Source organism: Marinomonas polaris DSM 16579, from assembly GCF_900129155.1.
Classification (GTDB): domain Bacteria; phylum Pseudomonadota; class Gammaproteobacteria; order Pseudomonadales; family Marinomonadaceae; genus Marinomonas; species Marinomonas polaris.
Genome location: NZ_FQVF01000003.1, coordinates 132,094 through 155,157, shown reverse-complemented (window position 1 = coordinate 155,157; position 23,064 = coordinate 132,094). Strand labels below are relative to the sequence as shown.

The 23,064-nt window shown below is 42.6% G+C and carries 21 protein-coding genes; 9 read left to right on the top strand and 12 right to left on the bottom strand.

The window, feature by feature from the left end:
- Positions 1–71: 71 nt before the first annotated feature.
- Both BUA59_RS02840 and BUA59_RS02835 read right to left on the bottom strand, forming a co-directional pair.
- Positions 72–692: a DsbA family protein gene (locus BUA59_RS02840; RefSeq protein WP_072838213.1), complete on the bottom strand. Its 621-nt coding sequence runs from the start codon at positions 690–692 to the stop codon at positions 72–74.
- The gene (locus BUA59_RS02835; protein WP_072838212.1) at positions 686–1,552 is read right to left on the bottom strand and encodes an MBL fold metallo-hydrolase; all 867 of its coding nucleotides are present in this window, start codon (positions 1,550–1,552) and stop codon (positions 686–688) included. Before BUA59_RS02835 ends, BUA59_RS02840 begins: the two co-directional genes overlap by 7 nt.
- 122 nt (positions 1,553–1,674) lie before the next feature.
- Here BUA59_RS02835 and BUA59_RS02830 point away from each other — a divergent pair, with 122 nt between their 5' ends.
- Entirely contained in the window at positions 1,675–2,574 is a 900-nt protein-coding gene (locus BUA59_RS02830) for a LysR family transcriptional regulator (protein ID WP_072838211.1), read from the top strand.
- Positions 2,575–2,605: 31 nt separating this feature from the next.
- On the opposite strand, the gene BUA59_RS02825 is transcribed toward BUA59_RS02830, so the two are convergent.
- Positions 2,606–3,526 (bottom strand): LysR family transcriptional regulator, encoded by a 921-nt coding sequence (locus tag BUA59_RS02825; RefSeq protein WP_072838210.1) that lies wholly within the window; start codon positions 3,524–3,526, stop codon positions 2,606–2,608.
- A 157-nt stretch (positions 3,527–3,683) separates the two neighbouring features.
- On the opposite strand from BUA59_RS02825, the gene BUA59_RS02820 reads away from it, so the two are divergent.
- The 6 genes from BUA59_RS02820 to BUA59_RS02795 all read left to right on the top strand — a co-directional run bounded on the left by BUA59_RS02820 (position 3,684) and on the right by BUA59_RS02795 (position 8,751).
- The gene (locus BUA59_RS02820) at positions 3,684–4,718 is read left to right on the top strand and encodes a zinc-dependent alcohol dehydrogenase (protein WP_072838209.1); all 1,035 of its coding nucleotides are present in this window, start codon (positions 3,684–3,686) and stop codon (positions 4,716–4,718) included.
- Between the two features lie 3 nt (positions 4,719–4,721).
- Positions 4,722–5,375, top strand: a complete 654-nt coding sequence (locus BUA59_RS02815) for a DUF4286 family protein (protein WP_072838208.1) — start codon at positions 4,722–4,724, stop codon at positions 5,373–5,375.
- 14 nt (positions 5,376–5,389) lie between these two features.
- Entirely contained in the window at positions 5,390–6,391 is a 1,002-nt protein-coding gene (locus tag BUA59_RS02810) for a tripartite tricarboxylate transporter substrate binding protein (protein ID WP_072838207.1), read from the top strand.
- A gap of 67 nt (positions 6,392–6,458) precedes the next feature.
- The gene (locus BUA59_RS02805) at positions 6,459–6,941 is read left to right on the top strand and encodes a tripartite tricarboxylate transporter TctB family protein (protein ID WP_072838206.1); all 483 of its coding nucleotides are present in this window, start codon (positions 6,459–6,461) and stop codon (positions 6,939–6,941) included.
- A gap of 13 nt (positions 6,942–6,954) precedes the next feature.
- Positions 6,955–8,454, top strand: coding sequence for a tripartite tricarboxylate transporter permease (locus BUA59_RS02800; RefSeq protein ID WP_072838205.1), 1,500 nt, complete (start codon positions 6,955–6,957; stop codon positions 8,452–8,454).
- Positions 8,455–8,466: 12 nt separating this feature from the next.
- Positions 8,467–8,751, top strand: coding sequence for a YciI family protein (locus BUA59_RS02795; RefSeq protein ID WP_072838204.1), 285 nt, complete (start codon positions 8,467–8,469; stop codon positions 8,749–8,751).
- Positions 8,752–8,787: 36 nt separating this feature from the next.
- Here BUA59_RS02795 and BUA59_RS02790 read toward each other — a convergent pair whose 3' ends face one another.
- The 4 genes from BUA59_RS02790 to BUA59_RS02775 form a co-directional block, all read right to left on the bottom strand.
- On the bottom strand, positions 8,788–9,093 hold the full coding sequence (locus BUA59_RS02790) for a nucleotidyltransferase domain-containing protein (RefSeq protein ID WP_072838203.1): 306 nt from the start codon (positions 9,091–9,093) through the stop codon (positions 8,788–8,790).
- Complete coding sequence (locus BUA59_RS02785) at positions 9,090–9,503, bottom strand: nucleotidyltransferase substrate binding protein (RefSeq protein ID WP_072838202.1); 414 nt, start codon at positions 9,501–9,503, stop codon at positions 9,090–9,092. Before BUA59_RS02785 ends, BUA59_RS02790 begins: the two co-directional genes overlap by 4 nt.
- Before the next feature lie 81 nt (positions 9,504–9,584).
- Complete coding sequence (locus tag BUA59_RS02780) at positions 9,585–10,439, bottom strand: inositol monophosphatase family protein (protein ID WP_072838201.1); 855 nt, start codon at positions 10,437–10,439, stop codon at positions 9,585–9,587.
- A gap of 166 nt (positions 10,440–10,605) precedes the next feature.
- Entirely contained in the window at positions 10,606–11,595 is a 990-nt protein-coding gene (locus BUA59_RS02775; RefSeq protein ID WP_072838200.1) for a 2-hydroxyacid dehydrogenase, read from the bottom strand.
- Positions 11,596–11,887: 292 nt separating this feature from the next.
- On the opposite strand from BUA59_RS02775, the gene BUA59_RS02770 reads away from it, so the two are divergent.
- Positions 11,888–16,186, top strand: a complete 4,299-nt coding sequence (locus BUA59_RS02770; RefSeq protein WP_072838199.1) for a CHASE domain-containing protein — start codon at positions 11,888–11,890, stop codon at positions 16,184–16,186.
- A gap of 150 nt (positions 16,187–16,336) precedes the next feature.
- On the opposite strand, the gene BUA59_RS02765 is transcribed toward BUA59_RS02770, so the two are convergent.
- The 5 genes from BUA59_RS02765 to BUA59_RS02745 form a co-directional block, all read right to left on the bottom strand.
- Positions 16,337–16,795, bottom strand: a complete 459-nt coding sequence (locus BUA59_RS02765; RefSeq protein ID WP_072838198.1) for a MarR family winged helix-turn-helix transcriptional regulator — start codon at positions 16,793–16,795, stop codon at positions 16,337–16,339.
- A gap of 131 nt (positions 16,796–16,926) precedes the next feature.
- Positions 16,927–18,246 (bottom strand): TRAP transporter large permease, encoded by a 1,320-nt coding sequence (locus tag BUA59_RS02760; RefSeq protein ID WP_072838197.1) that lies wholly within the window; start codon positions 18,244–18,246, stop codon positions 16,927–16,929.
- The gene (locus tag BUA59_RS02755) at positions 18,239–18,742 is read right to left on the bottom strand and encodes a TRAP transporter small permease (RefSeq protein ID WP_072838196.1); all 504 of its coding nucleotides are present in this window, start codon (positions 18,740–18,742) and stop codon (positions 18,239–18,241) included. The genes BUA59_RS02760 and BUA59_RS02755 overlap by 8 nt, the downstream gene beginning before the upstream one ends.
- A 27-nt stretch (positions 18,743–18,769) precedes the next feature.
- Positions 18,770–19,807, bottom strand: coding sequence for a TRAP transporter substrate-binding protein (locus tag BUA59_RS02750; protein ID WP_072838195.1), 1,038 nt, complete (start codon positions 19,805–19,807; stop codon positions 18,770–18,772).
- Positions 19,808–20,111: 304 nt separating this feature from the next.
- Positions 20,112–21,146 (bottom strand): TRAP transporter substrate-binding protein, encoded by a 1,035-nt coding sequence (locus tag BUA59_RS02745; protein ID WP_072838414.1) that lies wholly within the window; start codon positions 21,144–21,146, stop codon positions 20,112–20,114.
- Between the two features lie 329 nt (positions 21,147–21,475).
- On the opposite strand from BUA59_RS02745, the gene BUA59_RS02740 reads away from it, so the two are divergent.
- A complete protein-coding gene (locus BUA59_RS02740) occupies positions 21,476–23,041 on the top strand; it encodes an acyl CoA:acetate/3-ketoacid CoA transferase (RefSeq protein ID WP_072838194.1) in 1,566 nt (521 codons plus the stop codon).
- Positions 23,042–23,064: the final 23 nt, after the last annotated feature.

Below are 23,064 nucleotides of genomic sequence, written 5' to 3'. Positions count from 1 at the left end.
TTGTGGTGTGAGAATTTACCACTAATAAAAATCCCCTGTTATTCATAACAGGGGATTTTTAATGCGAGCGATTAAACCAATCCCGCTAAATAGTTTTTCCATTCTTCAGCTTTGCCATAATAATTACTGTGTGGCAGACGCATTAAACGATTATCTTTTTCTATGATAAAAGTAGGGTAGCCGCTAACTTGCATTTGCCCCATGAGTTGATGACTTTCCTCCACTTGGTTCATCATATTCGCTTCAGAGCCAGCCATTTTTTCGTTCCATGTGGTTTTGTCTAATCCCATAGAAACAGCTAGATCCGCTAAAACATTCAACTCATCTAAATGCTTACCATCTTGGTAATGTGCTTTTTGAATCGCTGCTAGCATCTTGTGTGCTTCGATCCCCATGTCTTGACCAACAAGAAAGGCGCGAGTTGTGGAATACGAATCCACGATAAAATCGCCAGCGCCAGCAACTCTCGCTTTATAAGCATCACCAAAGTGTGCTTTCGTCATAGTGGCTATTTGACTATCAGCCTGCAAAATATGCTGCCTAAAAGACGGATCAATTGCTCGTTTCGGAATCATGCCACCAGGGTGATAAGTGATTTCAAACTCAGGCACTTCTGCCAGTATTTCGACTAAGGCTGTTGCGCCATAGCACCAACCACACATAGGATCGAAGAAGTAGTGAACTTTTACCATTTCATTTCACCTTTATGTACTTTCGCAGCAATGTTTAGGTTCAACGCACCTTGAGCATCTGGATATTTTGCTGACATTGTCTTAATCAATTCAGCGCTGTCTTTGCTGTCTTTCTTCGCCTTTTGGAAGTCTGTGATGTAGTTAAGAGAGAAGGTAATGTTATCTGCAGTCAACTCGGTACCTTGAGTCATGTGACCAGGAACAACTGTTGTCGGTTTAAGCGCAAGCATTTCTTGTAACTGTGCTTTCCAAGCAGCTTGAGTCTCATCAGACTGCGCATCCGCCATCCATAAATGCATATTTCCGAATACCGCTACGTTACCCAAAATGGCTTTGTTTGCAGGAATCCAAAGGTAAGGGCGGCTTGCCAAAATACCTTCAGTACCACGAATCTCAATAGTCTGACCATCAACAGTCAAAGTAGACTGAGTGTAAGCCTTAGGAACGATAGGATTAACTGGTGCGTTTGCACCCATTTGAGGTCCCCAAAAAGCCAATTTACCAGCCAATTTCTGTTCAATTGCAGCTTTTACCGCAGGAGTCGTAATAATGTCGGCTTTAGGGAAAATAGCGTGCAGAGTCTCGGCACCGAAGTAATAATCAGGGTCCGCTTGGCTAATAAAAATAGTTTTTAGCTCTTTATTGGAATCCAATACTTTTGCAGCAATGCGAAGAGCATCGGCTTTAGTAAAACCAGCATCAACAACCATGGCTTCGGTTTCGCCATAAACCAAAGTAGACGTAACACCAAAGCTGCCAGGCGCTGCATTATATATATCTAGAGTTAATGGTTTAGTGTCTGCAGCAAAAGCAGAATGAGCGATAAGTGCAGAAGCCGCCAATGTAATCAATTTTTTCATGTTTCTCTCCAAAGAGTGATTGTTTAATTCATGTGGCCATAATAGAGAATTGACGTGCTCGGAAAAATACACAAAAATGAGCATGATTGTTTCTTATATCGTGCAAGTGGGTGAGTAGAATTATGGACAGAGTGATAGCCGCTAAAGTTTTTATCGATGTTGCCCAATCGCGGAGCTTTTCTCGTACCGCAGATCGTTTGAATATGTCACGACCAATGGTGACGCGGTATATAGAAGCAATGGAAGACTGGTTGAAGATTCGTTTGTTGCATCGCACAACACGAAAAATATCACTGACTAGCGCTGGTGAAGCCTGCTTAAAAGACGTCGAGCTTTGGTTGGAGCAAGCCGATAATTTTATATCCCTGGTGAATACCAGCGAGGAGTTGTCAGGCTTGGTGAGAATCACCTCGAGCATGTCGTTTGGCTTCTCCCAACTTATGCCCGCTATTCAAGATTTCATGGATCAACATCCTAAAGTTCATATCGATATTGATTTAGAAGACAGCACTGCAGATTTAACTGAAAAAAGCATCGACCTTGCCATACGAATCGCCTCGAATCCAGATCCTTCCCTAATCGGTAAACCCATTGCTGTTTGTGAATCTGTCTTGGTAGCGTCTCCGGCTTATCTTGAAAAATCTCGCCAAACCATAGGCGAGATCCAACATCCGCAAGACCTAATTAAGCACGATTGTTTGGGGTACAAAAACTTAGAACGTCACATCTGGCATCTATCCCAGCATGACCAATTTGAATCTGTTTCTTTGGATTGTCGTTTAAGTATCAATGAAGCAACGGCGCTTTTGCATGCGACATTGAATGGAATGGGCGTTTGTCTGCAACCCACTTATTTAGCGAATCGCTACATCAACGACGGCAGTTTGTGCCATGTCTTGCCTGAATGGAAACCCAAAGACCTGATTATCTACGCGCTTTACTCGTCTCGAAAGCATTTATCGCCCAATGTTCGCACTTTAATCGATCATCTAGACAGCTACTTTGCTAAGCATCCTTGGTGAATGTGTGTGTTCTCCTTTAATTACTTGTTCATCAGAGCATTAGCCGTTCGCGGGTTTCGGCTTCAATCTCTGATAGGGCTTCTTTCATACAGGATGAGGCGAGTTTGATTATAGCGTTGTCGGATTCTTCTGAGTGCATGAGTGCGATGCCGCTGGGGCGGCTTGGGTTTTTGAGGGGAACGATTTGTACGTTTTTGGTGCTCAGCAATACGGTTGACGCGGGTACGATGGCCACTCCAAGTCCCGAGCTGACAAGATCCAGTACGCCGTATATGGTACTGGCTTCGCATTGAGTCTTTGGGAAAAAGCCTGCATCGATACACAATCCAATGATTTGGTCGTAGTAGGCATGCGCAATGAAACGGGTGAAGAAAACAAATGGCTCATGTTCTGCTTGGTCCAGTGTTAACGATTTTTGCTTAGCTAAAGGATGATGCAGAGGCAAAGCTAGGCAAAAAGGGTCATTAAGCTCAGCGACGATGTTGGTATTATTTCGTGTGACTGTGGAAGGTCGTGCAATGCCGACATCAATTTTGTGTTCTTCAATGGCGGTAATTTGCTCTGCCGTGACCATTTCTTTGACTTTGATTTCGATATTAGGCCGCAGACTACGAAGTTTGCTGATCAATTTGGGCAAAACGGTGTGACTAGCAGAAGGGACGAAGCCAATGCTGAGGAGACCACCGTGTTCGTTGTCTTCATGTTTCGCTAGATCTTTGGCTCGCTCAATGTGGTTCAGGATGGCTTTTGATTCTTCTAAGAAGCGAATGCCAGCTTGGGTGAGTCGCACGCCCCTGGGTAATCGAGTTAATAAGGGGACGCCCACTTCTTCCTCTAACTGTTTAATTTGCATGGATAAAGGAGGTTGAGAAATGAATAGCTTTTCCGCTGCGGCAGAGAAGCTACCGCTTTCTGCGACGGTAATAAAGTAGCGTAAATGTCTTAATTCCATGCTTTACCTATATCTTTAATATATAGAAAGCATACTAAATTGATATTTGTTATATATCAATTGAATGTCAGATACTGCTTCCCACAATAATGAATTTTTCCATGGTTCCTTTTGTAAAGTATGCAATGGAGCTTGGTGATGATTGGGGATAGATCTGATGCTTGCGTTAAGAAAGTCGAAGCCTGAATTGGGCATTGAGTTAATTGAGGTTCCTGAGTTGGGCTTGCCTGAGGCGAAGGAAGTTCGTATTTCGGTTTTGGCGGCAGGCATCTGCGGTAGTGATTTGCATGTTTATGAGTGGACGAAGAGCTACGAATGGATGCGTTCTAAATTGCCCGTTACTCTCGGTCATGAGTTTGTGGGTGAGATCAATGCCATTGGCGATGAGGTTCAAGGGCTAAAAGTTGGGCAGCGGGTTGTTGTTCGTCCGTCTGTAACCTGTGGCGAGTGTACGGCTTGTAAGGCGAATAATCCTGATGGTTGTCGTACCCGTGATAGCATTGGAATGCTACGTGATGGTGGTTTCGCTCGCCAAGTCTTTGCTCCTGAAAAAAATTGCTTGGTTATTCCTGACTCCCTGTCTGCAGACATTGCTGCGTTAACCGAACCTTTCACCATTGCCGCGCAAGCGGTGAATATCGCGGAACTCAAATCAAATCAAAAGGTAGCCGTGTTTGGTCCTGGCACTATTGGTCAAGCCATTGCTGTGTTAGCCAAAGAGGCGGGCTGCCGTGTGACTGTCATTGGTAAAAATGATGCGTTCCGTCTACAAAGTACCCGCGAAGTGGGAATCGAAAGCACCTTAGATTGGGATGATGCGGACTTTGATACGCGTTTAAATTGTATGATTAATGATGGCGCTTTTGATGTTGTATTTGAAGCAGCGGGCGCTGCGCCCGTGTTGGCTAAGGCTATGTCGATCCTTGAGCCAAACGGCGTTTTGGTGGTGGCGGGAATATACGGGCAAGATGTGCCTGTGGACCTGACCAGTCTGGTTCGTAAACAATTTCAGATTAAAGGTTCGTTCCGTCCCTTAGAAAGTATTTGGCCACAGATGGTTGAATTCTTGTGTCAACATGCCGAACGCTTAAAACCCATGGTGTCTCATGTTTTGCCTCTTGAGCGTGGCGAAGAGGGCTTTCGTTTATCGATTGAGGGCAAAGCAACCAAAATCGTGATAAAGCCGGAGTAGTCAATGCGTTGTAATGGGAAAGGCTTGCTCGCTCTCTGGAACGATACTGAGCCTACGTTGGATCAAGAATACAATGAATGGCATGCCGGTGAGCATGTGCCTGAGCGATTAACAGTACCCGGTATGCTCAATGCTTATCGTTATAAAAATGCAGCAAATACCTTGTATCCATATTTTACGCTCTATGAGATGCGTGATCTTTCAACATTGGATACACCAGAGTACAAGCGTTTGTTGTCTCATCCGACGCTTTGGTCGCAAAAAATGCGTCAGCATTTTAAACATATCCGACGGGTGGTGTGTCATGGCATCGAGTCGTCGCCCAATCTTGGAGAGCCTGCGCAAGCCTTGTTGGTTATTACGGTGGCGGCTGCACAGTTGTCGACGAATGTTTTTAAGGAGAAATGCGTAGCCCACTTTGCTGAGCAGGTAAGGTCTTGGCGTTTTGCCATGGAGGATACGACGGTAGTGGCACTGCCTTGGGCGTCACAAAAGGAGGCCAAAGACGTGCAAAAAATGCTTGTGTTAGTCGAGGTTGATGATGCCGAGCGGCTTTGTAACCAGCTTTCAGAGCTTTTTACTAACTTGAAAATCAATCAATTTACTTTAGAGCGATATGATTTTCTAAATCAATTCAAAAGAAAAACAAATAATTGAATGAGGATACCACTATGAAAATAAAAAACCTCCTGCTTGGATCGTTAACCTCCATTGCTTTAGTGACATCTGGGCAGTCTTTGGCTGACTATCCGAATAAAGATATTCAGGGCATTATCATGTGGGGTGCGGGTGGCTCAACCGATTCTGTCATGCGATCAGTTACGCCTTATGCTGAAGAAAAGTTGGGTGTCGATGTCATCATGACCAACCGCTCTGGTGGTGTTGGAGCGATTGCTACCAAATATGTTTACAGCCAAAAATCAGATGGCTACACCTTGTTGATGGGGGCTGAAAACCCACAGATGCATAAAGTACTGGGGTTATCTTCTATCGACTACAGCGACATGATTCCGATTAATATTCTGGCCCGTGGTACGCCGATCATTGTTGCCAATAATGACGCGCCTTATAACACGTTTGAGGAGTTTGTTGCTTATGTAAAAGCGCATCCGGGCGAAGTGAGAACGGGGATGACGGGGAATGGTGGTTTAACTTCCATTGTGTTGGCAATGCTGGAGTCTCAGGTGAAATTAGATTTAACGCCTGTACCTTATAATGGCGATGGTCCTGCCTTGACCGCTTTGCAAAGTGGCACCATTGATGTGATGTCATCAGTGATTGGTGCGGCTCTGGATCACATTCAGGCGGGGCGTATGAAGGTGATCTCGGTCATTGATGCGAAAGAGAACAACCTATTACCAGGCATTGCGCCCATTACCGATACTTATCCTAAGTTGTCGTCTTACCTACCTTGGGGGCCATTCTTCGGTATTTTTGTGAAGAAAGGCACACCCAAAGAGGCCATTGATAAGCTTGTCGCGGCGTTCCATGCTGCCGCTGAAAATGAGTCATTTAAGCAGCTCATGGCGAAGCGTGGTTTTGAAATAATGAATGAGTCTGGTGCTTCGGCAGAGGCTTTCCTAGAACGTTACCGTTCGGTTTCGTCTTGGATTGTTTACGACTCAGGCTTTTCGAAAAAGTCGCCAGCAGATTTTAACATCCCGCGTCCATAATCAGCGCAAAGGAGGCGATGCTATTACTGCAATCGCCTTTGCTTTCTTTAGTAGGTAATTCTTTGTTATGAACCGAATGTGTATTACTTCTGAGCAATTATTTAATTTGTTGTTGCTTGTATTCAGCTCATTTTTTCTATACCACGCTTTTCACATTACGGAAGACAGTGGTTTAGGGTCATCGGCATCGATTCCGATTATGGCCTTTAGTGTGATGGTGATGGCATCTCTTATGGCTCTTGGTAAGTCTATTTTTTCTAGTGTTAGGCCAGTCGAGAAAATACCTAGGGCTGTGTTCCTTGTTCTGTTGATGATTCTGCTGTATTCGCTTTTTTTAGAAGAAATTGGTTTTTTGATCTCTTCTTTGGTGTTCATTGGCGTTTTGGTTTTCGCAATTAATGGCTCTCGCTTAGTGACGTCGTTTGCTTTGGCCTTGCTGGTGGTGTTGGTGACGTACCTTGTCTTCCGAATTGTTTTTAAGGTGATGTTACCTGAGGGAATGATTCCTGAGCGTGAAATCTTGTTTTACCTAAAGAACTTGTTTAATTAAAGGAGAGAAGGCTTTGGATTCTTTAATGTATATGCTCAATGCGTGGGTATCCCTTGATTACGTGTTACTGACGGCACTGGGGACGTTACTGGGTATTTATGTGGGCGCCATTCCTGGTTTGTCTGTCACTATGGCTGTCTCAATTTTGATCTCATTTACTTTCTCTTGGGATATTAACAATGCCTTGTGTTTGATGATTGGTATCTACATGGGCGGAGTTTACGGTGGGTCACGTACTGCTATTTTGTTGAATATTCCGGGTGCTCCAGCAGCAATTGTAACCGCGCTTGATGGCTATCCATTAGCGAAGAAAGGTTTAGCAGGGCAGGCTATTGGTTTGTCTACCATTATGTCGGTGATTGGCGGCTTTGTTGGTATTGCCGTGTTAGCGGTGGCTGCCCCTGCGGTAAGTGATTTTGCTTTGTTGTTTCAACCTCGTGATTATTTGCTGTTGGGTATTATGGGGATCACCTTGGTTGGGGCTTTATCGGGTAGAAGTTTAATAAAAGGCATTTTCGCTGGTGCTTTAGGTATTGGTATCGGCACAGTGGGGTTAGACCCGCTTACGGCAGAAGAGCGATTCACTTTTGGCTATGTTGAGTTGTGGAGTGGTATTAGTCCTGTTGTCGTGATGATTGGTTTGTTCGGTTTAACCGAAGCCTTGGTGCAATTGCATAATCTTGATAAAGCAATGATCAAACAGAAGGTTGATAAGATTGTTCCTAAGCTTGGTGATATTAAAAAGTATTTGCCGCTTAGTATTCAAAGTTCGTTTATAGGGGTGGTTATTGGTGCTTTGCCTGGTACAGGCGGTGAAATAGCCTCTTTAATGGCTTATGACCATGCTCGTCGTGTAACGAAAAAACCTGAGGTACCTTTTGGTGAAGGGGCAAAAGAAGGTCTAATCGCAGCCGAGTCATCTAATAATGCTGCTGTGGGTGGAGCGTTTATCCCCATGTTGACGCTTGGTATTCCGGGCGATGCTGTGACAGCTGTGTTTATCGGTGCGTTGTTTATTCATGGTGTGAATCCTGGACCTTTGTTGATTGAGACTCGCCCAGATATGTTTTGGTTTATTGTGGGCACATTACTGTTAGCGAACGTATTTCTGCTGATTTTTGGCCTCACAGGCATCAAGGTATTCTCTAAAATTATTCAGTGCCCAAAAGGTATCTTGATACCTATTATCTTTTTGTTATCGATTGTTGGGGCTTATTCGATTCATAACAGTGTGTCGGATATTTGGTGGATGTTGGCATTTGGCGTGATGGGATATTTCATGCGTCGTCATGGATATCCGCTGAGCCCTATTATTTTAGGGGTGATTTTAAGTCATCTTATGGACGAGAATTGGCGTCGTGCCATTTTGGTGGAGCGTAATGATTTGGGGGCATTTTGGGCGAATCTTTTCAGCAGCCCGCTGTCGCTTACTTTGTTGTTTATTATTGTGTTTGTTGCGCTTTCTAGCACGCCATTTTGGCGCATACTGAAACAAAAAATTTCTAGAAAATAAAAAGAGGTTGATATGCAATTTGTAGTAACGGCGTTTGATTATGAAGATGCTTTGGAGCGTCGTTTAGAACATCGTGAAGCGCATTTGAATGGTCTGCGAGCCATGGCAAAGCAAGGGGCTTTTATTAGCGGTGGTGCCATGGTTAATGATCAAGGCAAGATGATTGGCTCTAACGTTCATGTAGCGTTTCCTGATTTAGACGCTGTACAAGCTTGGTTGGATTCTGATCTATTCACAGTGCACAAAGTATGGGAAACCACCACTATTAGTGAGATCAAGCTGCTGGCGATAGATTGATTTTGCCAAATTCGGTTGGGCAAGAAACTCGAGCGTTTAACTGGTATAAATGATTATTCCTGATTCTCGGATCTGTTTCAACAAGGCTTGGTTGGTGAGGTTGTTTTCATCAACTAAGTCGATCATATATGGGCTGTTTAAATCGTCTAGTTCAATACGAAGAGTGGGGATGATGTCTGCTTTTGGTGTTGAAATAGAAAGGTCTATATCTGAGCAGTTTCGAAAATTCCCTGTGGCGCGGGAGCCAAACAGAGTCACTTTTTCAATGTCTGGATACTTCGAAAAAGTCTCAGACATTTTTTGTAACAAGTTTGTTGGAATGCCGAATTGGGAAAGGGTCATAGGGTGGACAGTTTTTCTTTTAGTTGGATGAAGCAGGCGTTATAACTTTCTCGTACTTTTGAAAATTCTGTTTCAAGAATACTCGCATCGTAGGCATGTACCGTTTTGTTACGGCTTTCTATCATGTCTATCCATATTTGACCGTCTTGGATTAGACCAAGGTTAAACGCCAGTCTTGTTGCGGTTCTTGATCCTGTGATGTTTTGATGACCTTCGTATTCTAGGTAGTCTTTTAAAACCTTCCAAGCGAGTTCGTGAGTGAATTCGAATCTCTGTAGCACGCCTTCTTTTATGATGTTTGGTGATTTTTCGTCGTAGGCTTCTACGGCTTCGTTTAGATGTTGAAGCACTACGCTATAATTTTGTAACCGTTGTTTCCACCGTTCCGTTGGTAGATGTTCTTCGGTCATGCCCTTGTCGTCTCTTTGGCCTATACGTTCTGGTATTATGCCACAGATTACTTTGAGTAAAAGTGCGGGGGTTCGTTCAGCCTATTTCCTAAAGTGTTCCGCTAGCTCTTGCCATTGCTCTTCTGATTGAGCAGCGAGCATTTCGCCGTCTAGCATGGTTGGGCTGTATTCTTGACCGTCTAGTGTTCGGCAGATGCCGCCAGCTTGGGTGTGAACCAGTACGCCAGCGGCGTGATCCCAAGGAAGCATTTTGTAGGTCAAACTGAAGTTAAAGTGACCTAGGGCGATTTGTCGATAAGCTGGGCAAGAGGGTAGGTTGTTGATGCGTACAAAGCGAGAGGCTTTTAGTGCGAAGTCTTGTTTTCTCTGACCGGTATAAGAGTTAACCGACATGATGCCAGCGAGTTTATCTAGATCTGGTTCTGCAGTGATGTGCAAGGCCAGTGGCGCTTGAGCGGGAGTTTGATTCTTGCCTTTTTCATTCATGGCGGTGCGTTGGAAAAATGCGCCTTCGCCTAGGTTGGCGTAAATCCAGTCGTCGTTGACGGGATCATAAAGCAAGCCAAAACGCGTTACGCCTTTCACTACCACGGCAAGTATGATACCGAAATCTGATAAGCCATGGGCGTAGTTCCATGTGCCATCGATTGGGTCGATGATTACGCAAGTATCTGCTGTACCAATTTTATCAGTAGTCGATGGATCTTCGGCTACCGCTTCTTCGCCGACGATTTCCCAATTAGGAAACGCTTGCTGAATTTCATCGGTAATAAAGGCTTCGCTGGCTTTGTCGGCAATGGTGACAAGGTCCGTTAGACTGCTTTTGGTTTCTACGTCTGTGGCACTAAGTTGGCGAAAGCTTGGCATGACGATCTCTTGGCCTGCTCTACGGACGATGCTGATCAGTCTTTCTTGAGTTGGTTTATCGAGGTTCATACGCCGCCATTCCTTTTATCTGACTTAGATGAGATGGGATTATACCTGATGAGGATGATGGTTTGTTGATCAGTAAGAAAGGATTTTTTAGAGCTGAATTAGAAAGTTTATTGCCTTTTTAACAAGACAATAAACTTTGTACTTTTTTCAAAGTAGTAATTAAAAACTACGCCAATTGTCTTGCGCCACTACTGTCACTTTGGTGATGCAATAAGTTGTCGATTGTTGTGGCGGCAATATGGTTAAGGGCTTCGATGGTGAAGTAGCCTTGGTGTCCTGTAACAACGACGTTAGGGAAGGTGAGCATGAGCTGGAAAACGCTGTCTTGAATGATGTGTGATGACATGTCTTCGAAGAAAATTTTGTTTTCTTGTTCGTAGACATCTAAACCTAAATAGCCGATTTTTCCGCTGTAAAGTGCGTCGATTGCTTCTTGTGCATGGACGAGTGCGCCACGGCTGGTGTTGATGATCATCACGCCGTCTTTCATTTTGGCTAGGCTGTCTTTGTTGATCAGGTGATGAGTCGAAGGGTTCAAAGGGCAATGCAGGCTGATGATGTCACTTTTTTGGTAGATTTCATCGAGTGGAATGTATTGACAGCCTTGATCGATAAGTTCTTGTGATGGATAAAGGTCATAACATAAAACATGGCAGCCGAAGCCCTTCATTATGCGACAAAACGCCGCGCCGATTCTTCCTGTACCAATGCAACCGACGGTTTTTCCTTCTAAATTAAAGCCCATTAACCCTTCTAAAGCAAAGTTACCTTCTTTTACCCTATGATATGCGCGATGCGTTTTTCGGTTTAACGTCATGATGAGTGCGACAGCGTGTTCGGCCACGGAGGTTGGGCTGTAATCTGGCACGTGAAATACCTTGATGCCTTCTTTTTTTGCAGCATCGAGATCGACGTTATTGAATCCTGCGCAGCGCAAGGCGATGGTTTTGACGCCTTGTTGCTTTAAACACTGAATGACTTCGGCATTAACATCGTCGTTGACGAAACAAGAGACGGCATCAAAACCTTTTACTAAGCTGATAGTTTCCATGCTTAGACGGCTTTCAAAGTAGGTCATGGATAAGTCTGTCATGTCGGCGAAGGTAGAAAGAGTTCTTTTGTCGTAAGGCTTGCAGGAGAAAACAGCGACTTTCATAAAACGTGATCCTGTCGTTTTGTTAGAAAAGGTTATGCCAGTTATAACTTAAAAAAGGCTGATGATGTGCTTTTTATAGTTAATGTGTTGATTTATGGCAATGGGTTTTTGCTTATAAAGGAAAGTTTACCTTATTTAAAGAGCGTAAGATTTTGTAATCTCAGCTAGTTTTTATCGCACATTATTAAGTTATAAGTTATTAATTCATCTACACTTAAAAATTAATTTAGTTGGCTTCATTACGCCTTTTTTAGGTGTCCATGCTGAATAAGATCCTTGCCAGGAGGCAAATGTGAATTGGATATCATCTGAAAATATCTATAACCGCTGGGTGATGGTTACTTTGCTGACTGGCACGCTGATAACTTGCGTCATTACTTATAACGTTCAGCACTCAAACGAAGAAAGAATTAAGCAGGCTGCTTACGATACATCCGTTAACTTAAAGCAGGAAGTTGCTTCAAGAATAGAGCTCTACCAGTATGGACTTCGCGGTGCGCGCGGTGCTGTACTTACGGCTGGTGAAAATACGATAACGCGCGATATTTTTGAACATTATAGCCGATCGAGAGATGTGGATAATGAGTTCGCTGGTGCCCGTGGTTTCGGTTTTATTCGTCGCGTGCCACAATCAGACGTAGATAATTTTACATCACTGGCTCGCCAAGACGGTTGGCCGGACTTTTCTATAAAATTGCTTAATCCTAATTTCAACGAGCATTATGTCATTCAATATATTGAACCTGTGGAGCGCAATCGTCAGGCTGTTGGGTTGGATATTGCTTCTGAGAAAAATCGACGGGAAGCCGCGACTTCCTCTTTATACTCAGGTGAAGTCCGCCTAACCGGCCCAATTACCTTGGTACAAGCCTCAGGAAAACCACAGCAATCTTTTTTAATCTTAATGCCGATTTACCGTGGTGGTAGTACTCCAGTAACTCAGGCAGAGAGAATAGAAAAAGGTTTTGGTTGGAGTTACGCGCCTTTGATAATGGAAGAAGTGCTGGCTGGCTTAAATTATGATCCTACTAAATTTCATTATGAGCTTATTGATATTACGGATTTAGACGACCCTATTCTCTTTTATAATAGCGGTGAAATAGAAGATGACGGTTATGAACAGGTTCAAACGACTTTAGTTTATGGTCGTCATTGGCAGAGTAGATTACATGTTTCCCCAGCCTTTATTGCTGATCTACACCTTTCCGATCCATTTGTATTTTTAGTGGTTGGCTTTTTAATCAGTTTGCTGAGTACTATTTTGGTGATCGTGGTTAGAGTTAACATGGTTCGTCAGCGCGAAGTGATGGCCCATCAGTCAAGAATTACTGCGTTAGTAGAAAGCTCAGCCGATGGTATTATTAGTAAAAATTTAGATGGCGTTATTGTTAGCTGGAATAAAGGTGCTGAGTCAATTTTCGGTTACACAAAGGAGGAGGTTATTGGGCAAAAAGTACTTGATCTGCTAGTACCAAACTCACTTCAAGACGAAGACAAAAGCATATTTTCTAGTGTCAAAGATAAAAAGGAGTCGATATCGATAGAGACTCGAAGAACGACTAAAGCAGGTACTGAAGTTCCCGTTTCTTTAACATTTTCTCCTATTTTTAATGATGACTATGGAATTATTGGTGTATCTCAAAGTATTCGAGATATATCAGAGCGTAAAAAGGCAGAAGCTAAAATCCGAGAGTTGAATACTAATTTAGAACATCAAGTTAAGGAGCGAACCGCTGAACTACTTGATCTGAACTTACTCTTGAATGATGTGGTCAATGCGTCGTCAGAAGTTTCAATCATTGCAACTGATACGAAGGGCATCATTACGCTATTTAATCATGGTGCACAGAGAATGCTGGGCTATACCACTGATGAAGTAGTCGGCCAGAGAACACCAGTGGGGTTTCACTTACAATCTGAGATAGAGCAGCAGCGTGCTGATATATTTAAAGCAACGGGAACGCATGTTACTGATAATCTGGAAGTCTTAATCTTTAAAGCATTACGCGAGAACTACGATAGTCAAGAATGGACTTATATTGCTAAAAATGGCATTGCTCGTCCCGTCTCCTTGGTAGTCACACCAATGAAAAGTAGCGATGATGAAGTGATTGGTTTTCTTGGTATCGCGATGGATATTTCCGAGCAAAAGACAACCCAGCGTGAGTTAATTTCTACCAGAGATCAGTTGTTATTGGCCGCCGAAGTTGCCGAGCTTGGGATTTGGACTTGGGATATAGAAAACGACACTCTTGAGTGGAGTGATTTAATGTTTGAAATATACCACCTTTCTAAATCTCAAAAACAAGAAGGGATTAAATACGCACATTGGTATAACCGAGTTCATCCTGATGATAGAGACATGGCCGAAAATGCTTTAAAAGAGGCTGTTGAGGGAATTAATGAATACAATTTAGTGTTCCGAATCGTGTTGCCAGATGATAGCGTCCGTTTTATTTTTGCCAGAGCTTCTTTGCACAAAAATGCCGAAGGCAAGATGACGAAAGTAACAGGCATTAACCGTGATATTACCCAAGAGCGAGAGTTAGAAGATCGGCTACGAAAAGCCAAAGATGAAGCGGATGCTGCTAGCGCGGCCAAGTCCAATTTTCTTGCTAACATGAGCCATGAAATCCGTACACCGATGAATGCAATTCTCGGCATGCTCCATTTAGTCAAACGTACGACTTTAACTCATCAACAAAATGACTATGTGTCAAAAGCGCAGATATCAGCGAAATCCTTGTTGAGTTTGATTAATGATATTTTAGATTTCTCTAAAGTCGATGCTGGAAAGTTAGAGTTAGAGAAAGCGCCGTTTGAAGTCGAAGAATTATTATGTGAACTATCTACTGTCTTGTCTGGAAGTTCGTTAGAAAAAGATGTTGAGCTGATTTTTGATATTGATAAAGACATTCCCGCTTATCTTATTGGCGATAAATTACGCCTGCTGCAAATATTGATTAATCTAGTAAGCAACGCCGTGAAATTTACCCTAGAAGGTAGCGTAGTTTTAGAAATCAAGCAGCTATCTACTGATTCAAGAATGTCACGTTTGTCTGTATCTGTAAAAGATACCGGTATTGGTATTGCGAAAGATCAAATAGACTCTATTTTTGATGTGTTTTCTCAAGGGGAGTCTTCTACGGCGCGACGCTTCGGTGGTTCAGGCTTAGGTTTGGTTATCTGTCGTCGCTTTGTGGAGTTAATGGGAGGCTCCTTACAGGTAGACAGTGTTCTTGGTGAAGGTAGCCGTTTTTACTTTACGATTGACTTACCCCTTGCTGATATTCAAGTTGAAAAAATACCTAATCAAACATCGTCAAAATCACTACGCATCTTAATTGTTGATACGAATGTTGCGACGCAAGTCATTTTTGCTCGTATGGCATTTAGTCTGGGCTGGATGAGTGAAAAAGCCGAATCACTTGAATATGCTAGCAAATTAGTTCATGAGGCTATCGAACAGGATAAGCCTTATGATGTTGTTTTATTAGACACAAAAACATCTGATTTCAGCGGACAAAAAAGTATCGAAAGCATTAACGCGGTAACTTTTTCATCTGAAAGTCATCCAAAAATAATCTTATTAACCAGCATGATGAGCGATCAATCTGAAAGCGAACTTGAGTCTGTCTCTGGCTATTTATTGAAGCCTGTCACCTTAAGTAAATTATCAGAAGCTGTTTATCAATCCCTCTCTGATATGAAAACGCCAATAGAGATAGTTCACAGTAATAGTCGTGAAGAAGGGCGCTTAAGTGGCGTGTCGTTGCTGTTAGTCGAAGACAATGTTTTTAATCGGCAGGTAGCAACAGAATTATTGATTGCTGAAGGCGCTAGTGTAATGGTTGCGGAAAGCGGATTAGAAGGCGTTGCTATGGTATTGAATCGAAAAGAAGAAATGTTCGATTTGGTACTAATGGATATGCAAATGCCTGATGTGGATGGTTTGGAAGCGACCAAACAAATTCGTAAAGATGCGAGATTTACCACACTTCCTATTATTGCCATGACTGCTAATGTATCGGAAGTCGATCGTCAGGCTTGTTTTAATGCCGGTATGAATGACCACATTGGTAAGCCATTAGACATCGACCAAATGGTTGCCTGTATCCTTAAGTACACTGTTATTAAGCATCAGGAAAGTGAACATCAGGCAAGTTCGCACAAGCACAATGAACATAAGGAAGGTCAGAGCACGTCATCTGATCCTGTCGAGCCAGCGACAGAGTCTAATGAATACGAAGACATAGAGTCTATCTTGAGTCGCTTTGGTGGCAGTGTTGATCTTTATAAAAGCGTCGTTGAAGGCTTTACTCTTGAGGCAAACGATTTATTAGAAAAGATAAAAGAAGGCGTGAACGAGAAAGACAAAGTGAAAACACGCGAGTACCTTCATACTTTTAAAGGTGCGGCATTGACAATGGGATTATTGAAACTTTCAAATCACTTGTTTGCTTTTGAAAATGTATTAAAAACTTCTGAGAGCAGTGCAGAAATTGAAGCGTGTTTAGCTTCTATTAACACGACTGAATTGCATGTTGAGCTAGAAGAAGAGCTCGCTATTATCATTGCTCAGCTAAAGTAATCTGTTGCGTGTGACACAAAAAAAGCCTGATCATGAAGTGATGATCAGGCTTTTTTATCTATAACAGTATTTCAATTAGGTCGTGTTTAAACCTGATAGCTTTCCCATCGACTTAGATTTCAAGAATAGACTTAGATTTCAAGAATAACCTTAGCCATGGGATAAGGTGTCTAGTGTCTTCAGTAACCAATCTAGTTCATTGTCGCCTTCTAAACGTGCAGCCATGATTTGTTCATGCTCCATGACGCGCTCGCTTAGAGTTAAGAAAAACTTCTCACCTTTTTTGGTCATAAACAAAGCATAAGAGCGACGATCATTTATGGCTGGGCGGCGTTCGAGAATGTCCATTTTTTCTAGTTTATCGACCGCTGCAACCATGGCAGATCTGTCATTGCCAAGGGCTTGAGCTACCGCTGTTTGAGTTAACCCTGGGTTACGTTCCACGATAGCAATAATAGCGAATAAACCAGGGCTGATGCCAAGGTCAGAACAGACTTCCGAAAACTTGCTGAAAAAGTTCATTTGGGCTCGACGTAGGCGATAACCAACTAAGTTATTTAGTATTCCAAAGTCTACTGGTTGGTCTGTTTTTTTTGTATCGTCTGCCATGTAAGTCTCATTTTTAATCAAATAAACCAGCATTGTAATATAAAAATACTAATTTGGTGTAACACTAAACTGTTGAGAATCTTCTCTATACAACAATAGCTGGATTGGTTTCCAGCTATTGTTGATGTGTATTAGCCTATTAGGTGGACTAATCCAAGAGTGATTCCAGGGAAGAGGATTAACAAAGCAACCCTAACAAAGTCAGAAATCAAGAATGGAATCACGCCTTTGAAACATTCTTTTAGTTTTAGTGAGTCGTCAAACGATTTGATAATAAAGACGTTCATACCAACCGGGGGAGTAATTAACCCCACTTCAACAACGATCAAGGCGAGTATGCCAAACCAAATTCCTAAGTCTGCCTGAGGAATGCCAAAATCCATTGCCATAATCATAGGGAAGTAGATTGGAATTGTTAGCAATATCATCGCTAAGCTGTCCAAGAAACAACCCATAACCAAATAGGTTAAAAGCATGACGACTAAGATGGTATAAGGCGAAAGCCCGGAGTTTTGAATAAGCTCCACACCCAAGTCTGGTAATCTTGATAGAGCGATAAAGACACTAAAAAGATCCGCGCCCAATACAATGAAAAAGATCATTGCAGAAGATACGGCCGTTTTCATCAAGCAGACTAGCAAACCATCTAGGCGCATTTTTCCGTGAGTGAATGCTAGGATTGCTGTCAAAATAACACCAACAGATGCAGCCTCAGTAGGCGTGAAAATCCCTAGATAGATACCGCCCAACACAATGAGAAAAATCCCTGTAATGTGCCAAACGTCTTTAGTGGATTTTATCTTTTGCGCAAAGGTGGTTTTTTCACCGCGTGGACCTGATTCAGGGTATAGACGCACATAAATCGCAATGGCGAGAATGTAACCGCCTGCCGCTAAAAAACCCGGTATAAACGCAGCGATAAACATTTTTGAAATATTTTGCTCGGTAAGTACCGCAAAGATGATTAGCACCATTGAAGGTGGAATCAAAATTCCCAGTGTTCCGCCCGCAGCCAGAGCACCCGCAGCAAGGCTACCAGAGTAATTGAGTCGTTTCATTTCTGGTAAGGCAACTTTACCCATGGTTGATGCTGTTGCTAATGATGATCCACAAATGGCACCAAAGGCTGCACAACCAGCAATCGCAGCCATAGCAATACCGCCACGTTGACGTCCAATCCAAGTATTACAGGTTCTAAAAAGTTCAGCAGTAATGCCAGAACGGGTAGCAAGTTCGCCCATTAGTAGGAACAGTGGTACGACCGATAAATCATAACTTGAAAATTTAGAAACCGGTGTGGTTCCTAGGTATTCTAATAAAGCGGGAAAACCGCCAATCATCGAGTAACCAACAGCACCACACACTAACATGGATAGCGCAATTGGAATGCGGATGCTCATTAAAACCAGTAGCACCGCCATCATCAAAAAAGCCAATTCGATATTACTCATGATTACCTCCACGAAGCGTAGCGAACAAGCGATATAGACCGCATAGGCCGCACAGTGTCATTGCAACGACACCAATAATAAAAGTCCACCAAGTGGGGAGTTCAAGTAGCATACTTTGTTCTAAATATTCTTTTGCTTCCATGCCGCTCAAACTCATACGATAAGCAAAAGTAAAAGAAACAACGGTAAACACTATGTCGCTAATCACTTCTAAAGTGAGCAGGGTGCTTGGTTTACAGTTGGCTGTAAACAAATCAACAATGACGTGGCCTTTGCGTATATAGCAAGCAGGGAGAAAAAGAAATATGGCCATACCTAGGCCCATTTCTGTAATTTCGTAATCGCCTTCTATCGATTGACCTATAGTGGTTCGACCAATAATGCTAGCGACGGTAACCGCCGCTACCACTAACATGATAAACCCACCTGTCAGTGCAAATATGTCCGAGATGCGCCCTAGGAGAGAGCGCTGTAAGTCGGTAGTAAAACGTATCATGTTTAATTATCCTACGTGCGGTATGGCTTAAAAGTTTTCATACTTCTTGATAAGATCTTTAGCTTCATCTAATAGACGCTGTCCATCGTAACCGTCAGCATTCATTTCTTTCAGCCATTGAGCTGTAATTGGAGCAAATTTCTCTTTCCAGCGATCAAACTCAGCACCCTCAATTGAGTTGAACGTATTGCCGCGTTTTACTGCATCACCATTAGCCCCAATTTCATAAGCATCGTATGCATCACCGAAGAAGCCCGCTAAATTAACGCCAGAGTTACGATCTATTACGGCTTTTAAATCATCTGGAAGCTTTGCGTACGAATCATTATTCATTGCGAAAATGAAGAACTGAGTATAAAAGCCGTGATCACCTTTAAACACAGTGTGATGTGGTGCTAATTCTTCAATTTTGAGCGGTTTAACCACTTCGAAAGGCAGCGTTGTTACATCAATAACGCCTTTTGAGAGGGCGCTCGGCATGCTTGGTACTGGCATGAAAATAGTATTAGCGCCTAGTTGGCTGAAGATGTCAGCCATCATTTTGTTTGGCGCACGAACTTTTAGACCTTTAAGGTCTTCTAGTGATTTGATGTCTTTATCACGAGAATGAAGTGAGCCAGGGAAGTGAGTGTGCATGGCAAGCAGATGAACGTCTTTTAATTCATCTTGCATTTCTTTTTCAGCATATTCTTGTAATGCCATACTCGTAATGCGAGCGTTTAGCGGAATAAAAGGTAATTCAAATACTGTCGCTTTTGGGAATCGTCCTGGGGTATAGCCACCTACAGTCCAAGTGATATCGACAACGCCTTTACGAACTTGGTCAAAAAGCTGTGGTGGCTTGCCACCTAATTGCATAGCTGGGTAGATATCAATTTTAATACGGCCATTGGATTCAGCTTCTACTTTATCTGCCCAAGGCTGAAGAATATTTGTGTGTGCATTAGACACAGGAGGAAGCATATGGTGAAGCTTGAAGGTGTATTCAGGCTCTGCAGCTATCGCATTGATTGACATTATAGAGCCAGCAATTAACGCTAAGCTTTGTAGTTTGAACTTTTTCATTTTTTATCACCTTTATTTTTTTTATTAAGTGGTTTTTGTTATTAAGTGTTTTTTTGCTATTTCTAATGACATTTCACAACCTTCCATAATCGCTGAATACAATGTCATTTTTGTTTCTTTTCTAGCTTATGCTTAAGAATTATATCCTTTGTGACATAAATTGTTGTGCTTTTCAACAATCATGTTTATAGAATTTTTACTCAAGGTATTCAAAAAAAACATTCTTCTTAAAAAAGCTAAAAAGCGCTCTAGAAAAGAGCGCTTCATGTCGGTAGTTGCTTTTTTATTGCAATAAACCTATCGCTTAAAAGTCATTATATTTTTTGATAAGAGATTTGGTTTTGTCTAAAAGGCGCTGAGCGTCATAGCCATCCTTGTTCATATCTTGAAGCCACTGCTCTGTCACAGGAGCCATAGCCTTTTCCCAGCGTTGGTGTTCAGCCCCTTCGATGTAATCGAAGCTGTTGCCTTGGTCAACTGCGTATTTACGAGCAAAAACTTCATAATTATCAAACAAATCACCAATATGTCCGGCTAACGTAATACCTGAATTGTTATCGATAACCTTCTGTAAATCTGCTGGCATACTGTCATAGAGATCTTTGTTCATAGAGAATATGAAGGTGTTGGCGTATAAGCCAGCCCCTTTAAATTCGGTGTGGTGTTTAACTAGCTCATAAATTTTTGTTGGTAGAACGACTTCGAATGGTAATACAGCGACATCAATTACGCCTTTTGATAGTGCGCTTGGCATTTCAGTCACCGGTAGAAATATTGTGTTTGTACCAATAGTTTTAAATGCATCTGACATGACTTTGTTTGGCGCTCGTACTTTTAGCCCTTCTATATCTTCTAATGTTTTAATGGCTTTGTCTCTAGAATGAAAAGATCCGGGAGCATGAGTATGAGCTGCAATTAAATGCACATCTTTTAGTTCATCTTGCATTTCTGTTTCTGCGTATTCTTGCAATGCCATGCTGGTAGCTTTGGCTGTGCCTGGAATAAATGGCAGTTCAAATGACGTCATTTTAGGAAAACGGCCAGGAGTGTAGCCAGCCACAGTCCAAGAAATATCGACAATGCCTTTTCTCACTTGATCAAACAGTTGTGGCGCTTTACCGCCCAACTGCATTGCAGGATAGACATCTATTTTAATTCGACCATTTGACTCGACTTCTACTTTTTTAGCCCAAGGCTCAAGAAATTGGGTATGAGCCATAGACATCGGCGGAAGGAAGTGATGTAGCTTGAGGCTATACTCTGGCTCCGCAGCTAATGAATTCATAGATATCATTGAGCCAGCCATTAACGCCAAACCTGCTAGTTGGATTTTTTTCATTTTTTCACCTTTGATTTTATTGTTATTTATAGCGCTATTTTCATTCATTCAGTCGTTCAGTGAGCTTTTAGCACAGTCAGCCATAGTCGTTATCTGGCCGCTTTTCTTGTTACCCTCTAAACCATAGTTTGTTTTTCACATAAATTGTTGTTGTTTTCAACATTTGTATTTATTTAATTTTCACCCAAGGTATTCAAAAAAAGTAACACCCAGACAAAATGTTTGTAAAAAAAATAGTTGTGGTGTACAACAGAATTATTCCTGACAAAATAAAGTCGACAAACTAAAGCCCGATTAACCAAATAAATAAAAGAGATGTGAGGGTAAAAATGAGTAAGGTTATTTCCCTAGCGCAAGCCGCTAACTTGATTTCTGATGGTGCCAACGTTGCTTGGTCAACAGTGGGCATGTCTTATTTTGCCGAAGCTGTAGCCAAAGCGGTTGAGCAACGTTTTAAAGAAACAGGCCATCCGCAGCAGTTAACACTTATTCATGACTGCGGTTGTGGTGATGGAAAAGACGCTGGCATGTCGCACATGGCGCATCCAAATCTAGTTAAACGTTTGATCTCTGGTCACACAGGCCAAGCGCCCAAAATGGCGCAGATGATCACGGATAATGCCATTGAAGCTTATTTACTGCCACAAGGTGTATTGACCACCATGTGGCGTCAAATTGCGGGAAATAAACCAGGTGTGATTACTAAAATTGGCATGGGAACCTATGTTGATCCTTTGATTAGCGGCGGTAAAGTTACGTCTTTAACTACAGAAGATCTGGTTAAACGCATTGAAATTGAAGATGAAGAATGGCTGCTTTATAAAAAATTCCCATTAGATGTCGTAGTGATTCGTGCGACTACTGCCGACGAAGACGGAAATTTATCAGTAGAAGAAGAGGCCATGTTGGCGGAAATTTTGCCTATGGCTCAAGCCGCTAAAAACAGTGGCGGTATTGTTATTGCGCAAGTGAAATACATTGCCGAACGCCATTCTATTCATCCAAAAGAAGTTAAAGTTCCTGGTGTGTTGGTGGATTACATCACCGTTGCCCCAGCCGAAGATCACAAACAAACCATCACAACAATCTACAACCCAGGTTTAGCGGGTAATTCCCGAGTGCCGCTAAATGCCTTACCACCAATGCCGTTCAGCGACCGTAAAGTGATTGCCCGTCGTGCTGCAATGGAACTAAAAGCCAACGTTATGGTGAACCTTGGTATTGGTATGCCTGATGGCGTAGCGGCCATCGCTGCGGAAGAAAAAGTCTCTCATTTATTTACCTTAACGACCGAACTTGGTACTTACGGCGGTATTCCTGCATCTGGTGGTGATTTTGGTGCTGCGTGGAACGCAGATGCCATTATTGAACATGAAGCTCAGTTCGATTTTTATGACGGTGGCGGTTTGGATATTGCGTTCTTGGGACTGGCGCAAGCAGATAAAGAAGGCAATTTAAACGTTAGTAAATTTGGTCCAAAAGTAGTCGGGCCGGGTGGTTTTATCAATATTTCTCAGAGCGCTAAAAAAGTCGTGTTCTGCGGCACTTTAGTGAATGGCGCCAAACTAGGCTTTGAAAACGGCAAGATGAAAGTATTAGAAGAAGGCAAGGTGCAGAAATTTGTCGAAGCCGTTGATCACATTACTTTCAGTGGTGCTGTAGCGCGAGAAAACCATAAGCCAGTGGTGTTTGTAACTGAACGCTGCGTGTTAGAGCTGCGCCAAGAAGGCATGGTATTAACCGAAATTGCACCGGGATTAGATTTAGAAAAAGATGTACTAAGTGTGATGGCGTTTTGTCCGATCATAGCTGACGATCTTAAAACCATGCCAGCAGCTATCTTTGCTGAGCAGTGGGGCGGTTTGGGTGACATGATGGCTGCGGCTGGTCAGTAAAAACAACAAGAATAAATAAGCGA

Coding starts and splice junctions, on each gene's coding strand:
- BUA59_RS02840 (WP_072838213.1), bottom strand. CDS start 692: ATGGTAAAAGTTCACTACTTCTTCGATCCTATGTGTGGTTGGTGCTAT.
- BUA59_RS02835 (WP_072838212.1), bottom strand. CDS start 1,552: ATGAAAAAATTGATTACATTGGCGGCTTCTGCACTTATCGCTCATTCT.
- BUA59_RS02830 (WP_072838211.1), top strand. CDS start 1,675: ATGGACAGAGTGATAGCCGCTAAAGTTTTTATCGATGTTGCCCAATCG.
- BUA59_RS02825 (WP_072838210.1), bottom strand. CDS start 3,526: ATGGAATTAAGACATTTACGCTACTTTATTACCGTCGCAGAAAGCGGT.
- BUA59_RS02820 (WP_072838209.1), top strand. CDS start 3,684: ATGCTTGCGTTAAGAAAGTCGAAGCCTGAATTGGGCATTGAGTTAATT.
- BUA59_RS02815 (WP_072838208.1), top strand. CDS start 4,722: ATGCGTTGTAATGGGAAAGGCTTGCTCGCTCTCTGGAACGATACTGAG.
- BUA59_RS02810 (WP_072838207.1), top strand. CDS start 5,390: ATGAAAATAAAAAACCTCCTGCTTGGATCGTTAACCTCCATTGCTTTA.
- BUA59_RS02805 (WP_072838206.1), top strand. CDS start 6,459: ATGAACCGAATGTGTATTACTTCTGAGCAATTATTTAATTTGTTGTTG.
- BUA59_RS02795 (WP_072838204.1), top strand. CDS start 8,467: ATGCAATTTGTAGTAACGGCGTTTGATTATGAAGATGCTTTGGAGCGT.
- BUA59_RS02790 (WP_072838203.1), bottom strand. CDS start 9,093: ATGACCCTTTCCCAATTCGGCATTCCAACAAACTTGTTACAAAAAATG.
- BUA59_RS02785 (WP_072838202.1), bottom strand. CDS start 9,503: ATGACCGAAGAACATCTACCAACGGAACGGTGGAAACAACGGTTACAA.
- BUA59_RS02780 (WP_072838201.1), bottom strand. CDS start 10,439: ATGAACCTCGATAAACCAACTCAAGAAAGACTGATCAGCATCGTCCGT.
- BUA59_RS02775 (WP_072838200.1), bottom strand. CDS start 11,595: ATGAAAGTCGCTGTTTTCTCCTGCAAGCCTTACGACAAAAGAACTCTT.
- BUA59_RS02765 (WP_072838198.1), bottom strand. CDS start 16,795: ATGGCAGACGATACAAAAAAAACAGACCAACCAGTAGACTTTGGAATA.
- BUA59_RS02760 (WP_072838197.1), bottom strand. CDS start 18,246: ATGAGTAATATCGAATTGGCTTTTTTGATGATGGCGGTGCTACTGGTT.
- BUA59_RS02755 (WP_072838196.1), bottom strand. CDS start 18,742: ATGATACGTTTTACTACCGACTTACAGCGCTCTCTCCTAGGGCGCATC.
- BUA59_RS02750 (WP_072838195.1), bottom strand. CDS start 19,807: ATGAAAAAGTTCAAACTACAAAGCTTAGCGTTAATTGCTGGCTCTATA.
- BUA59_RS02745 (WP_072838414.1), bottom strand. CDS start 21,146: ATGAAAAAAATCCAACTAGCAGGTTTGGCGTTAATGGCTGGCTCAATG.
- BUA59_RS02740 (WP_072838194.1), top strand. CDS start 21,476: ATGAGTAAGGTTATTTCCCTAGCGCAAGCCGCTAACTTGATTTCTGAT.